The following is a 14,338-nucleotide window of genomic DNA, read 5'->3' as shown; positions in this document are numbered from 1 at the left end:
AGGCAACGCAAACCCACTGGCAAAACACAACAAAAATTCACGAAATTTTTTAGCGCTTTTTTACAGATGTGTCTCTGCCTGCATCCAAGAGGCTTTTATTGCCTAAAATCCAGTGATGATGAGGTTTTTCTTACAAAATCCTAAATTTATAATTGACATTTGTACAGCTTCTGCCGTAAACTTTATCCATAGGAAAATGCGCCTTGGAGCGCAGGGAAGGACAGGCACAAAAAACGATGGATGCTGCACATTTCGAAAAGACGCTCACGAGCGAAGTGCTCTTTGAGGGCCGGGTGGTCACGCTGACCAAGGACACTGCCCTGCTGGAAAACGGCGAGACTGCCCAGCGGGAGGTCGTCCACCACCACGGCGGGGCCTGCATCGTGCCCTATTTTGAGGACGGCACCCTCTGCATGGTGCGCCAGTTCCGCTATGCCATGCAGCAGGAGCTGTGGGAGCTGCCCGCCGGCAAGCTGGAAAAGGGCGAAGACCCCTTCGAGGCCGCCAAGCGGGAGCTGGGCGAGGAGTGCGGCCTGACCGCCGACCACTACACCCCGCTGGGCGAGTTCTACCCCACCGTGGGCTATGACACCGAGGTCATTTATATGTGGGCGGCCACCGGGCTGCACAAGACCCAGATGCATCTGGACGACGACGAGTTCCTGACGCCCGACCGCATCCCGCTGGCAAAGGCCTACGAGATGGTCATGCGCAACGAGATCAAGGACGGCAAGACCATCGCGGGGGTGCTCAAGCTCAAGGCGCTGGTGGACGAGGGCAAGCTGTGATCCTTTACGAAGATGCAGCCCTCGTGGTGCTGGACAAGCCCGCCGGTCTTTCCAGCGAGGAGGGCGTCCCCGCTGCCCTGCGGAAGCACTGGGGCAGGCCCGACGCCTATGTGGGCGTCATCCACCGGCTGGACACCGGCGTGTCCGGGCTGATGGTCTATGCCAAGACCCCGCAGGCCGCTGCCGCCCTCAGCCGGCAGGTGGCCCAGAGCCAGCAGTACTATGCCGTGCAGGATGGCCGGGCCGAGCCCGCCGCCGATGCGCCGGACGCACCGCCCTTCCGGAAGGAGTACCGCGCCCTCATCGCGGGCGGGCCGGACGAAACGCTCCCCTCAGAAGGCGTCCTGCACGACTACTTATTCAAGGACAGCCGGAGGGGCCGGGTCTTCCCGGTCAGCCGCCCCCGCAAGGGCGTGAAGGAGGCCGTGCTGGAATACCGCCTTGCGGCGTCTGCCCCGGACGGCAGCGCCAGCCTCGCGGACATCACCCTCCACACCGGCCGCACCCATCAGATCCGGGTGCAGTTCGCCTCCCGCCGCCACCCGCTCTGGGGCGACGGCAAATACGGGAGCCGCGTCAAGGGAGACATCGCGCTCCAGAGCGCCCGCCTCCGCTTCATCCACCCCGGCACCGGCAAGGCGATGGACTTCCGCCTCCCCGTGCCCGGGACATGGCCCGCTTGGGGCATCAGACAGGAAAACGACAATGGAACAGCAGTTTAAAACGGATTCGGAAATATACGCCGTCCTCGAGCGGGAGATCATCGACCTGACCCTGCGGCCCGGCTGCTCTCTGAGCGAAAACCCGCTCTGCACCCGCTTCGGCGCGCCCCGCTCCCTCATCCGGGTGGTGCTGCAGCGCCTGCAGGAAAACGGCCTTGTGAAGATCGTGCCCTACAAGGGCACCACTGTCACCCGGCTGAACCGGGACATCGTGGATGAGCTGATCTACGAGCGCATCGCGGTGGAGGCCCGGGTGCTGCGGGACTTTGCGCCCCACTGCACCCCCGAGCACCGTGCCCTCATCCGTCAGCGCGCCGCCGCCTACGACGAGCTGGCCAAGGCCGAGACGCTGGACTTCAACCGCCTCTACGAGGCCGACACCCGCCTCCACGAGACGTGGTTCTCCGCCATGGGGAAGATGTACCTCTGGCGCACCTTGCAGAACGCCCACGCCGACTACAGCCGCTTCCGGATGCTGGATACCCTGACCACCGGCGGTCTGGCCGAGGTGGTGGCCGACCACCATAACCTCATCGACGCCATTGAGCGGTGCGACCTTGCGGCCTTCGAACCGCTGGTGGAGCGCCATCTCTACGGCGGCATCCGCCGTCTGGGCAGTAAGCTCACAGAGGAATACGGCGATTATTTTGAATGATGTTCCACGGGGAACAAAAAAGCGGCCCTGCATCGCGCAGGCGCCGCTTTTGCTTTATACTCAGCCCAGAATGCCCGAAATGAAAATTTCCAGACCGATGCCGATGAGGATGACGCCGCCGAGGACGGAGGCCTTGCCGGAGAGCTTGGTGCCGAACTTCTTGCCGATGGAAAGACCGGCTGCACAGATAAAGAAGGTGACGACCGCAATGATGAAGGAGCAGACCAGCGCCATGAACCAGCCGTACTCCGAGATGGTGAATCCCACCGACAGGGCATCGATGCTGGTGGCCACCCCCTGCATGAAGAGCGCGCCTGCGCTCAGCTCGGCAGCCTCCTCGGTCTCCTCGCCCTTGATGCCCTCGAGGAGCATCTTGCCGCCGATGTAGCCCAGCAGGATGAGGGCGATCCACGGGATGAGCGTCTCGAAGGAGGAGAACAGCTCCACGATGGTGTGGACGCAGACCCAGCCCAGCATGGGCATGGCGGCCTGAAAGACGGCGAAGGTGCCTGCGACTTGGACGCCTCGGCGGCGGGACATCTTGGGGTCATGCAGACCGTTCGCCATCGAGACGGAGAACGCATCCATCGCAAGCCCCACGCCCAGCAGGGCGCTGTTGAAGAAAAACAAAAGACTCCATTCCATGATTATGCCTCCTGATCTGACCGGAATTGGTGGGCAGAGAAAAGACCCGGAATCGGCGCGCTTCGCCAATTCCGGGTCTCATTTTCTGACAAACTGACTCCATGTGGAATGGGCGTGGTACTCGCACCAAAACACATGAGTCTCGCAAATGAAAGCAAGCCAGACAGCCGCCCGGGCCGTCATTGTGTTGACTTGCTGCACCGCCTGCAAAACGGTGCCTGCTACTCCCCCATGAGGATCTTTTCTATTGTTCCGATAGCTTATCACATCAGGGGCCGATTTGTCCAGTATAACCGCAGCTTATTTTTTTACGATCTTGAAGCGGCCCTCCATCAGAGCGCCCTCCATGACGGCGATGGTGGAGGCGGTCAGGTCGCCCGTGAGGGCGCTGCCGGTGGTCAGGGTCACACGGCCGCTGGACTCCACATTGCCCACGATGCGGCCAGAGCAGATCATATCCTTGGTCTTGATGTTGCCGCCGATGACCGACTGGGGGCCGATCTTGAGCAGCTCCTTGGCGCTGACATCGCCCTGTACGCTGCTGGTCACAAGCTCCACATTGCCGCCCTGCACGTTGCCCTCGATGTTGGCAAAGAGCTTGACATTGCCCTCGGAGAAGATGTCGCCCTTGAAGACTCCTGCAATCTCCACATCGCCCTTGGTATGCAGGGTGCCTTCGAAGACGCTGCCCTCCGCCAGAAGGGTGGTCTTGGGCTTCTCAGGGACCTTTTCCAGAGGCTTCACCTCTGCTACGGTCGGCGCGACGGTCAGACTCATCTCGTCCTCTTCCACATTCATGGCTGCGGACTCCGCAGGCTTCTCCGCCGTCTTGTCGGCCTCCCGCTTGCTGCCGCCCCTGCCGATGCCGAACATCTCATAGGCTGCCTGCGAAAAATTGTCTTTCTTGCTCATCTTCAACACGTTCCTCTCATGATTGATTTGACGCCGATCTATAGTGGAAGCTGACCTGACGCACCGTGCGGTCCAGCGGGGCAAAATCAAAGCCCTGCTCCCGCAGCGTATCGATGAGTGCAGGCAATGCTTCAACTGTCGTCTTGCAGTGGGCGGAGTCATGCATCAGCACGACTCCATGCTTCTTCTGGGCCGAATAGGAGGTGATGCCCTCCACGATGGTGCTGGCCGAGGGCGACTTTTTGGCCGCATCCTCTGCCGAAAGGTTCCAGTCGTAGTAGCGGAAGCCGCGGCGAAGCATCTCCGCGATGATCTCCTTGTAGACGCCCTGATTGTAGTTGTTGAGGCTGCCGCCCGGGAAACGGAACACCGTGGGGGTCACGCCTGCCTCATCCCGGAGGATGACGAACAGCTTATAGAAGTCATCGAGGAAATCCTCCACCGAGGTATAGATCTTTTCGTAGTCGTGGCTGTAGCTGTGCATCCCGATGGTGTGGCCTGCCGCAGCGGCCTTCTTGATGCGCTGGATGGAGGTCTCATCCTCCCGGCCAATGACGAAGAAGGTGGCCTTGACCCCCTTCTCGTCCAAGATCTTCAGCACCTCGTCGGTGCGGTCGGAGGGGCCGTCATCGAAGGTGAGGTAGATGGTCTTGCCGGCGTCCTCGATGTCCGGCAGAGGGGTGGGCGCATAGAAATCCGGGTAGAGCAGCTGGTAGCTGAGCGGCTCCTGCTCGTCGGGGCTGTCGGCCTCCGGCTCGGTCTCTGCCGAAGCCGCCTCGGCCTCGCTGGCAGCTTCATCCTCTTCGCCCGTCAGCACGACGGCGTTCTGGGCCAGCAGGCTCTCTGCCGTCTTTGCCCGGCTCCGCCAGCGGAGCGCCAGCCCGGTCGGGATGAGCACGCCGAGGATGCAGCACAAAAAAATGATGTTTTTGAAAAACCGGACGCTTCCGATATACGGCTCATTGCTCTGCATTTTACTCCACTCTCACGCCACGAAAAAAATATTTTTTCGTGGTCCTGCCCTATGATGATAATTGTTCTCTTTAATGATACCCCAATTCCCGCCAACATCAAGGTCGTTTCATGACCCATTCAGGTCATTTCATGTCAAACCATGTCATCGAATGGAATTTTAAAATTTCGCCTGTCATTTCCGTCAAAGTTTGTCCCGTTTTTTCGTGCAAAAAAGCAAAAAGGCCCTGTGGGGTCATCCTCTTGCAAAAGAGAAATTTCCTCACAGGGTCTTCTTATGTTTTTGTCCCGGGATTTATTCCTCGTCGCCGACGTCGGCCTCGGGAGCTTCGGCGGCCGATGCCTCATCGGCTGCTTCCATCTCCGCCAGCTGCTCGGCGGTGGGTTCGTCCTCGGCATCAGACTCGATGCTCTCAGTCTGTGCCTCATCGTCGTGGTCCGTGCGGGCAAGGACCATGACCTTGTCGTTCTCGCCCAGACGCATGACCCGGACGCCGGAGCCATAGCGGCTCTGGACGGGGATCTCGTTGGCGTGCAGGCGGATGATGATGCCCTCCTGACTGCTCAGCAGCACATCGTCGATGTCATCCACGATCTTGACCGCTGCCACCTTGTCCTTGGAGGCGTCGTAGTTCCGGATGCCCTTGCCGCCGCGTGCGGTGATGCGGTAGGTGTCGATGTCGGAGCGGCGGCCCTTGCCGTTCTCGGTGACGGTGAGCACCGTGCCGCCCTCGCGGCAGATGCAGACGCCGACGACCTCGTCGCCCTCGGCCAGCTTGATGGCCCGGACGCCGTGGCCGCTGCGGCCCATCGGGCGGGCGTCGGCCTCGTTGAAGCGGATGGCTTGACCGTTGCGGGTAGCCACGATGAGCATATCATTGCCGGTGGTCAGGCGGGTCCATGCCAGCGCGTCACCCTCGTTGAGGGCGATGCCGATGAGGCCCGTCTTGCGGATGTTGGCGTACTGCTCCAGCGGGGTGCGCTTGATGAGGCCCTGCTTTGTCACCATGGTGACGAAGCCGCCCTTGTTGTCCTCATCCTTGGGGTAGCAGAGCATATTCGTGACCTTCTCGCCCTCGGCCAGCTGCAGCAGGTTGACGATGTTGCTGCCCTTGCTGGTGCGGCTGCCCTCGGAGATGGTGTAGCCCTTGACCCGGAAAAGGCGGCCCCTGTCGGTGACGAACAGGACGTAGTCGTGGGTGGAGCCGACGAACATCTCCTGCACGATGTCCTCTTCCTTCCGGGTCATGCCGGAGATGCCGCGGCCGCCGCGCTTCTGGGCCTGATAGGTGGCCTTGAGCTGACGCTTGATATAACCGGCCTCGGTGAGGGTATAGACACACTGTTCCTCGGCGATGAGGTCCTCGATGTCCACCTCGCCGGTGACGGACTGGATCTCGGTGCGGCGCTCGTCGCCGAAGCGCTTCTTCATGTCCAGCAGCTCGTTCTTGACGATCTCGAGCACCCGGGCATCGTGGGCGAGGATGTCTTCCCAGTCCTCGATCTTGGCCTGCAGGCCGGACAGCTCTTCCTCGATCTTCAAAATCTCGAGGCCGGCCAGACGGCCCAGCTGCAATTTCACGATGGCGTCGGCCTGCGGGTCGTCGAAGCCGAACTGCTCCATGATGGCGGCCTTGGCTTCCGACATACCGCCCTTGCAGGCGCGGATGGTGGCGATCAGCTCGTCCACGATGTCAGTGGCCTTTTTCAAGCCCTCGAGGATGTGGGCGCGCTCCTTGGCCTTCTTCAGGTCGTACTGGGTGCGGCGGCGGACGACTTCATCCTGAAACTCGACGTACTTCTGGATCATCTGTTTCAGGGTCATGACCTTGGGCACCTTGTGGTCGATGGCCAGCATGATGACGCCCACGGTGTCCTGCAGCTGGGTGTACTGATACAGCTGGTTCAGGATGACCTGCGCGTTGGCGTCCTTGCGGATGTCCACCACGATGCGCATTCCCTTGCGGTTGGTCTCATCGTTCAGTCCGGTGATACCCTCGATGCGCTTGTCCTTGACCAGATCGGCCATATTCTCGATGAGCCGGGCCTTGTTGACCATATACGGGATCTCCGTGATGATGATCTGGGTGCGGCCATTCTTGGTCTCTTCGATGGTAGCGCGGCCCCGCAGGGTGATCTTGCCGCGGCCGGTGGCGTAGGCGGCGCGGATGCCGCTGCGCCCCATGATGATGCCGGCAGTGGGGAAGTCCGGGCCTTTGATGTGCTCCATCAGGCCGGGCAGGTCGATGTCGGGGTCGTCGATATAGGCCACGCAGCCGTCGATGACCTCGCTGAGGTTGTGGGGCGGGATATTGGTGGCCATGCCGACGGCGATGCCCTGACTGCCGTTGACCAGCAGGTTCGGGAAGCGGCAGGGCAGGACGCTCGGCTCCTTCTTCGTCTCGTCGAAGTTGGGGTCCCAGTTGATGGTGTCCTTGTCGATGTCGGTCAGCATCTCGACAGCCATCCGGCTCATGCGGGCTTCGGTGTAACGGTAAGCTGCCGGGGGGTCACCGTCCACAGAGCCGAAGTTGCCCTGGCCGTCCACCAGCGGGTAGCGCAGGGAGAAATCCTGTGCCAGACGGACCATCGCGTCGTAGACGGAGGCGTCGCCGTGGGGATGGTAAGAACCCAGCACCGCACCGACGGTGTCCGCCGACTTGCGGTAGGGATGGCTGGGGTCGTTGCCGCGCTCGTGCATGGTGTAGAGGATGCGGCGGTGGACGGGCTTCAGACCGTCACGCACATCCGGCAGGGCGCGGGCCACGATGACCGACATGGAGTAATCCAGAAACGCCGTCTCGATCTCTTTCTTGACGTCCCGGATGATCATCTTGGTACCGCTGCCCGGTATCATCACGTAATCTTCTTCCATTGTTTCCTCCCATTACACGTCGAGCTTTGCGTACTGCGCGTTGGTCTCGATAAAGCGGCGGCGCGGCTCCACCTGATCGCCCATCAGGATGGTGAAGGCCTCGTCTGCCTTCTCGGCATCCTCGATGGTGATGCGGACGATGACGCGGTTCTCCGGGTTCATGGTGGTCTCCCAGAGCTGCTCCGGGTTCATCTCACCAAGGCCCTTATAGCGGTTGATCTTCGCGCCGGGCATCTCCTGCGACAGAAGGGCCATTTCGGCGTCGTTGTAGGCGTATTTGATGGTATTTCCCTTCTGCACCTTGAACAGCGGGGGCTGTGCCACATAGACATGGCCCTGCTCGATGAGGGGGCGCATATAGCGGAAGAAGAAGGTGAGCATCAGGGTGCAGATGTGAGAGCCATCGACATCGGCATCGGCCATGATGAAGACCTTGTCATACCGCAGTTTGGAAATATCGAACTCGTCGCCGATGCCGCAGCCCAGCGCCAGAACGACCGGCATCAGCTTGTCGTTGCCGTAGATGCGGTCGGCGCGGGCCTTTTCGACGTTGAGCATCTTGCCCCACAGGGGGAGGATGGCCTGAATGGCCGAGTCACGGCCCATCTTGGCCGAGCCGCCTGCAGAATCGCCCTCGACGATGAAGATCTCAGTGCGGCTGGGGTCTTTCTCGCGGCAGTCGGCCAGCTTGCCGGGCATCCGGCTGGTCTCCAGCGCGCTCTTGCGGCGCACCAGCTCACGGGCCTTCTTGGCGGCGGCGCGGGCACGGGCGGCCTGCGTGGCCTTCTCGAAGATGGCCTTGGCGACGCCCGGGTTCTCCTCGAAGAACTCCATCAGCTTGGAGTAGACCATGTTGGACACGAGGGTGCGGATCTCGGTGTTGCCCAGCTTTGCCTTGGTCTGGCCCTCGAACTCAGCTTCCTGCAGCTTGACGGAGATGACACAGATGAGGCCCTCCCGGACGTCTGCGCCGGACAGGTTCTCGTCCTTCTCCTTCAGCAGGCCATGGCTGCGGCCATAGTCGTTGAAGACGCGGGTGAGGCTGCTGCGGAAGCCCTCTTCGTGGGTGCCGCCGTCGGGAGTGTTGACATTGTTGGCAAAGCTCAGCAGCAGCTCGTTGTAGCTGGAATTATACTGCAGAGCGATCTCGGCCATGCCCCGGTCGGTCTGGCCCTTGAGGTAGATGACATTGGGGTGGAGCACCTCGAGGTCCCGCTTCTCGCCCAGATAGGTGACGAAGCTCTTGATGCCGCCCTCGTAGCACATGACCTCGGTGCGGTAGGTCGGCTCGCCCTCCTTGCCGTCCTCGAGGACGGGGGTGTAAAGCTCCCGCTCATCGGTCAGGGTGATCTTCACACCGGCATTCAGGAAGCTCTCCTCCCGCAGCCGCTTTTCCAGCGTCTCAAAGTTGTAGACGGTGGTATCCTTGAACATCTCAGGGTCGGGCTTGAAGGTGACGCGGGTGCCGGTGACGCTGGGGTCCACCGTGCCGATGCACTTCAGCGGCCCATCCGGGTCGCCGCGGCGGAAGGTCTGCTCGTACTCGTGCCCATCGCGGCGGACGTTGACGGTCAGCCACTCCGAGCAGGCGTTGACGACAGACGCACCGACGCCGTGCAGGCCGCCGGCCACCTTGTAGCCGGAGTTCTCGCCGCCGAACTTGCCGCCGGCGTGGAGGATGGTGTAGACGACGGTGACGGCAGGCAGGCCGGTGTCTGCCTGAATATCCACGGGGATGCCGCGGCCATTGTCCGTGACCTGAATGATGTCGCCCTTTAAGATCTTGACCTCGATATGGTCACAGTAACCGGCCAGAGCCTCATCGATGGCGTTGTCCACGATCTCGTACACCAGATGGTGCAGACCCCGCTCGCCGGTAGAGCCGATATACATACCGGGGCGCTTGCGCACAGCCTCCAGACCTTTCAGGACCTGGATCTCGCTGGCGTTGTATTCATGGTCCGTCGCAGTATCTGCGTTGGTGCTGGTAATGATTTCCTCTGCCATTTCCTTTCTCCCTTTTGTTTCGTTATTTCGTTACGATTTGTAAAAAGCAAATTTGCTTGGATGGCAATTAAACCTCTCAGTCAAAGCCTGTCGGCTTTGCCAGCTCCCCTATCGAGGGGAGCCACTGGCGTTCCGGGCTAGTCTAAGCTGGACGAGCAAAGCCCAATATTTCGAAAGCTGTAGTGCCCTGCTGTCTAGGTCAGCAGCCGTTTGCCTGCCGACGCGAGGGCGGTTTGTCCGCAAATGTCCGGGAGGTGGGGCCCCGGCGCAAAGCGTTGGGGCGGGACAGGTGTCCCGGGTTATTTGCGGGGAAACTGCCGGAGAAGGCGGCACACTCTATTCCAGCTTCATCTCCGTGCGCCGTTTGAGGGCAGCGGGGGACAGCTCGGAAAGATACACCGTATCCACCGGGGCGTCTGCCAGTACATAGCTCTGGGGCAGCTCATCGGACAGGCTGACCACAGCCCCGTTTTTCTGGGCGTAGTTCAGAAACTCCCGCCCCCGGGGAGAGATGGTGGTCGTCTCCAAGTTGAAGATGCCGATGATGTCCCGGTCGTTCAGGACGTAATCGCGGCCCAGATGCACATACATTCTGCTCACACTTTCGTCAGTACGCCGCCGTTCATCCGGTAGACCTCGCCGTCTGTTCGGAGGAAGGCGGTGTCGTCACAGCTGGTCACGAAGGTCTGCTTCTCCCGCATCCGGGTCAGCAGATACTGCTTGCGGCCGTCGTCCAGCTCGCTGAGCACATCGTCCAGCAGAAGCACCGGGTGTTCGCCCGTGATGGAGGCAGCCGCTGCGGCTTCCGCCATCTTCAGGCTCAGCACGACGCTCCGCTGCTGTCCTTGGCTTGCATACACTTTTGCAGGCTGGCCGTCCAGCAGAAGCTCCAGATCTTCCCGGTGGGGGCCGCAGAGGCTCTGCCCGGCCCGCAGCTCCTCAGGCATTTTCTGCCGCAGGAGCTGGGCCAGCCCTCCCGGCTCAAACTGGGCCGCATACCGCAGGCGCAGCGTCTCGGCCCCGTGAGACAGCTCTTCATAGTTCGAGCAGGCCAGCGGCGCGAGCGTCTCAAGATACGCCCTGCGGCGCTGCTGGATGGCCTCGCCCTGCTGGGCCAGCTCCACGTTCAGCACCTCCAGCAAAGCTCTTTTTTCGGCATAGGGACGCGCAGCACCGTTTACAGAGCGGCGAAGCAGCGCATTTTTTTGCTGCAAAGCTCGGATATAGCGGCGGTAGATGGTCAGATAGCCGGGGTAGAGCTGGCAGAGGGCTGCATCCAGAAATTTCCGCCGCCCCTCGGGTGCGCCCTTCACGAGGCTCAGGTGTCCGGGGTCGAACACCACCGCCGGAAAACTGCCTGCAAGGCTGGCGGCCCGCTTGACGGCGCCCCCGTTCACCGAGGCCGTCCGGCCCGGGCGGGGGGAGTCCGGTGTGCCCACGGTCAGGCGAACGCGGTTCGGCTCTTCTTTTTCCTGCTCCTCCTGCTGTGCGCGGAGGGTGGACGCTTTGAGCAGAGCGAAGGGTTCGCCCCGGCGCACCAGTTCGGCGTCCTTGCCGCCCCGGAAGCTCTTGCCTCCGGTGAGCAGCCAGATCGCTTCCAAGAGGTTCGTTTTGCCCTGACCGTTGTTGCCGCAGATGACTGTCAGCTCCCGGCCCGGCGTCAGGCTGGCCGAGGCGATGTTCCGGTAATTTTCGACCTCGAGAGAGAGCAGCCGCATCAGCCGCCCATCCCGATCTCGATGGTCTGGCCGTCCAGCTCGACGGTGTCGCCCGGACGGCACTTCTTGCCGCGCATGGTGCAGACCTCGCCGTTGACCTTCACGGCCCCGCCCTGCACCAGCTCCTTGGCTTCGCCGCCGGTCTCACACAGGCCTGCATACTTCAGCAGGGCATCCAGCTTGATAAATTCGGTATGGATGAGGATCTTTTGCATTTTATTACGCCTCTCAGTCATTTTTAAAGCGAACGGGCAGCACGAGGTAGAGGAAGTCGCTGCCCTCCACAGGCAGGACCTTCACCGGGCTGAGCGGGCCGCTGATCTCCATCCGCACCTTCTCGGTGCGGGCATTGCGCAGAGCATCCAGCAGATAGCGGTTGTTGAAGCCGATCTCCACCTCGTCGCCCTCGCACTCGGCGTTGAACTCATCGACAACGCGGCCCAGATTCGTCTGGCAGCGGACGACGACTTTACCCTCTGTAAAAGTGATGCGGAGGGGATTTTTTAAACGCTCTGTAATAATCAGGGAGGCACGCTCGATGGTCTCGATGAACTCCTTGGTGTCGATGGTCACCCGGGTGCGGCTGCCTGCGGGGATGACGTTGCGGTAGTTGAGGAATTCTCCCTCGATCAGGCGGCTCATGATGGTGTAGCCGGCAGTCATGAAGACGACATAGCGGCGGTTGGCACAGATGTGCACCAGCTCTTCGTCGTCGTTGGGCAGCAGGTGGGATACTTCGGTCATGGTCTTGCTGGGGACGATGATGCGGATGTCCTTGACGGCCGTAAGGGGCCGCTCGACGATGGCCAGACGGTAGCCGTCCAGTGCGACGATGGTCATTTTATCCGGTTCGATCTCAAAAAGTTCACCGGTATGCGCCGGTTTTTTCTCGTCCTGACTGACGGCGTACAGGGTGCGGTCGATCATGTCCCGCAGCACACCGGTCTTGATGGTCAGTGTTTCCTCAGCGCCGGTATTGGGCAGCTCGGGGAAATCGGAGGCGGACATGGACTGGATCTCGAACTGTGCCACGCCGCTCTGGATGGTGGTCTTGCCATTATCGGCCGACTGGATGGTGATCTGGCCCGATGGCATCCGGCTGATCATGCTGCTGAGGAGTTTTGCGTTCAGAACGATCTCGCCGGGTTCCTTGACATTGGCTTCGATGGTGGTCACGATGCCCATTTCGAGGTCGTAGCCGGTAAGGGTCAGCTGGAAACCTTCCGCTTTCAGTAAAATGCCCTCCAGCACTGGGATGGTAGAGCGCAGGGTGACTGCTTTGGATACGCCGTCGATGGCTGCACTCAGAAGAGTTTTATCGCAGATGATGTTCAAAGCTTTATCTCTCCTTTTTTGCGTCAGTTTTGCTGTCGTTTCCCATGGGATCCGATGCAAAAACCTGTTTTTCTATATTGAACTTGTTGTAGTAACCGTAGTAGGGGCTGGGGAAGATGTGGAAAACTCCGCAGACTCTTGCTGGGATGCGGGGTTTTGGTTTTCCACGGGTCTGTTGAGGGACTGTGGATGGAATGTTGAATCGGGGAAACATCTGTCGCTTTCCACAACGGCTGTGGAGAATCGGAGTTGAATGTTGAAAACTCAGTGGAAAGAGTGGAAAGTTTCGGCCTTTTACCACAATATCTGGGCCTGTTTTCCCCGTTTTGTCCCTTTTTCTCCCCATATTTTGGGGTTTGCGCCAGAATGAGTATGACTTTTACCCGTCAGGCTTTCACGTTCTTGATGATGTCGCTGACCGTTTCCCTCAGGTGCTGGTCGTTCTTCATGTCCCGCTCCATGGTCTTGAGGGAGTAGACGATGGTGGAGTGGTCGCGGCCCGAGAACTCCCGGCCGATCTCCTCCATGCTCATGCCGGTGACTTCGCGCAGGATATAGATGGCCACACGGCGGGCGGATGCGACATTGGCGTTCCGCTTGGTGCCCCGGATGTCGGCAGGGGAGACGTTGAAGGTGCGGGACACCTCGCCCACGATCTTCTCGATGGTGACGGGCACGGGCTGAGTCTCATTGAGGATGTCCTTGATGGCGTTCTGTGCCACACTGATGACCGGCTGGATGCCCTCGAGCATATAGTAGGCGTTCAGCTTCTTGACGGCACCTTCCAGCTGGCGGATGTTGTTTTTGAGGTGGTTGGCGATGAACTCGGCCACATCCTCCGGCAGGTCGAGATGGAGAAGCTCTGCCTTCCGCTTGACGATGGCCACGCGGGTCTCAAAATCTGGCGGCTGGACGTCGGCGGTCAGGCCCCACTCGAAACGGGTGCGCAGACGCTCTTCCAGACTCTTGATCTCCTTGGCCGGGCGGTCGGAGGCGATGACGATCTGCTTGTGGGCGTCGTGGAGGGAGTTGAAGGTGTGGAAGAACTCTTCCTGCGTGGACTCCTTGCCCGCGATGAACTGGATGTCGTCCACCAGCAGCAGGTCGGCCACGCGGTACTTCATCCGGAAGTCTTCGGTGCTGCCGGCGCGGATGGCGGCGATCAGCTCGTTGGTGAACTGCTCACAGGTGACGTACATGATGACGAAGTCGGGGTGGGTGCGCTTGATCTCGGTCTGGATGGCCGTCAGCAGATGGGTCTTGCCGAGGCCCGAGCCGCCGTAGATGAACAGCGGGTTGTAGGCGCCGGAGGGGTTGGCGGCAACAGCCTGCGCCGCAGCAAACGCAAACTGGTTGGAGGGGCCTTTGATGAAGTTCTCGAAGGTGAACTCGTAGTTGCCCTGCGGCGAGGCGGGGTTTGCCTCGTACTGCTGGGCCAGCACCACCTCGTGGGGCGGCGTGCTGGGCACCACGAGGGTGATGTCCACATCAAAGCCCAGCACCGTCTTGAACGCCTCCTTGAGCAGGCCGAGATAGCGGTCCGTCACGATCTTGCAGATGAAGTCGTTGCGCACCGAGAGGGTGATATGGCTGGAGTCCTCAAAGCTGATCGGCTCCAGTCCGTCGATATAGAGATTATATGTCGGCTCCGCCATCTGCGCTTTGCAGTAGCTCTGGGCAGCCTCTAAAACGTCCTTGAAAGAATCCAT

The 14,338-nt window shown here is 60.7% G+C and carries 13 protein-coding genes; 3 read left to right on the top strand and 10 right to left on the bottom strand.

Annotated elements, in window-relative coordinates; all coding sequences use genetic code 11:
- The first annotated feature begins 236 nt into the window (after positions 1–236).
- From MTP38_RS00065 to MTP38_RS00055, 3 genes are read left to right on the top strand one after another with little or no spacing between them, the layout of a single operon-like run.
- Positions 237–788 (top strand): NUDIX domain-containing protein, encoded by a 552-nt coding sequence (locus MTP38_RS00065; RefSeq protein ID WP_227621347.1) that lies wholly within the window; start codon positions 237–239, stop codon positions 786–788.
- Positions 785–1,510, top strand: a complete 726-nt coding sequence (locus MTP38_RS00060; RefSeq protein WP_249233870.1) for an RluA family pseudouridine synthase — start codon at positions 785–787, stop codon at positions 1,508–1,510. Before MTP38_RS00065 ends, MTP38_RS00060 begins: the two co-directional genes overlap by 4 nt.
- Entirely contained in the window at positions 1,494–2,165 is a 672-nt protein-coding gene (locus MTP38_RS00055; RefSeq protein ID WP_249233869.1) for a GntR family transcriptional regulator, read from the top strand. The genes MTP38_RS00060 and MTP38_RS00055 overlap by 17 nt, the downstream gene beginning before the upstream one ends.
- 60 nt (positions 2,166–2,225) lie before the next feature.
- Here MTP38_RS00055 and MTP38_RS00050 read toward each other — a convergent pair whose 3' ends face one another.
- The 10 genes from MTP38_RS00050 to dnaA form a co-directional block, all read right to left on the bottom strand.
- Complete coding sequence (locus MTP38_RS00050) at positions 2,226–2,810, bottom strand: manganese efflux pump MntP (protein WP_249233868.1); 585 nt, start codon at positions 2,808–2,810, stop codon at positions 2,226–2,228.
- A 300-nt stretch (positions 2,811–3,110) separates the two neighbouring features.
- Positions 3,111–3,722: a bactofilin family protein gene (locus MTP38_RS00045; RefSeq protein WP_249233867.1), complete on the bottom strand. Its 612-nt coding sequence runs from the start codon at positions 3,720–3,722 to the stop codon at positions 3,111–3,113.
- 16 nt (positions 3,723–3,738) lie between these two features.
- Positions 3,739–4,695: a polysaccharide deacetylase family protein gene (locus MTP38_RS00040; protein ID WP_249233866.1), complete on the bottom strand. Its 957-nt coding sequence runs from the start codon at positions 4,693–4,695 to the stop codon at positions 3,739–3,741.
- Positions 4,696–4,989: 294 nt separating this feature from the next.
- Positions 4,990–7,569, bottom strand: coding sequence for a DNA gyrase subunit A (gyrA, locus tag MTP38_RS00035; RefSeq protein ID WP_249233865.1), 2,580 nt, complete (start codon positions 7,567–7,569; stop codon positions 4,990–4,992).
- 12 nt (positions 7,570–7,581) lie between these two features.
- Positions 7,582–9,576 carry a DNA topoisomerase (ATP-hydrolyzing) subunit B gene (gene gyrB / locus MTP38_RS00030; RefSeq protein WP_249233864.1) on the bottom strand — a complete coding sequence of 665 codons (1,995 nt, stop codon included), beginning with the start codon at positions 9,574–9,576 and terminating at the stop codon, positions 7,582–7,584.
- A gap of 336 nt (positions 9,577–9,912) precedes the next feature.
- Positions 9,913–10,167, bottom strand: coding sequence for an extracellular matrix regulator RemB (gene remB, locus MTP38_RS00025; protein WP_227621364.1), 255 nt, complete (start codon positions 10,165–10,167; stop codon positions 9,913–9,915).
- Between the two features lie 5 nt (positions 10,168–10,172).
- On the bottom strand, positions 10,173–11,294 hold the full coding sequence (gene recF, locus MTP38_RS00020; RefSeq protein WP_249233863.1) for a DNA replication/repair protein RecF: 1,122 nt from the start codon (positions 11,292–11,294) through the stop codon (positions 10,173–10,175).
- A complete protein-coding gene (locus MTP38_RS00015) occupies positions 11,294–11,509 on the bottom strand; it encodes an RNA-binding S4 domain-containing protein (RefSeq protein WP_015565050.1) in 216 nt (71 codons plus the stop codon). Before MTP38_RS00015 ends, recF begins: the two co-directional genes overlap by 1 nt.
- 13 nt (positions 11,510–11,522) lie before the next feature.
- The gene (dnaN, locus tag MTP38_RS00010) at positions 11,523–12,629 is read right to left on the bottom strand and encodes a DNA polymerase III subunit beta (protein WP_227621357.1); all 1,107 of its coding nucleotides are present in this window, start codon (positions 12,627–12,629) and stop codon (positions 11,523–11,525) included.
- A gap of 386 nt (positions 12,630–13,015) precedes the next feature.
- Positions 13,016–14,338, bottom strand: coding sequence for a chromosomal replication initiator protein DnaA (gene dnaA / locus MTP38_RS00005; protein ID WP_015565051.1), 1,323 nt, complete (start codon positions 14,336–14,338; stop codon positions 13,016–13,018).

Source organism: Faecalibacterium sp. I3-3-89 (genome assembly GCF_023347275.1).
In the GTDB taxonomy this organism is placed as follows: domain Bacteria; phylum Bacillota; class Clostridia; order Oscillospirales; family Ruminococcaceae; genus Faecalibacterium; species Faecalibacterium butyricigenerans.
This window is presented reverse-complemented; position numbering and strand designations above follow the sequence as displayed.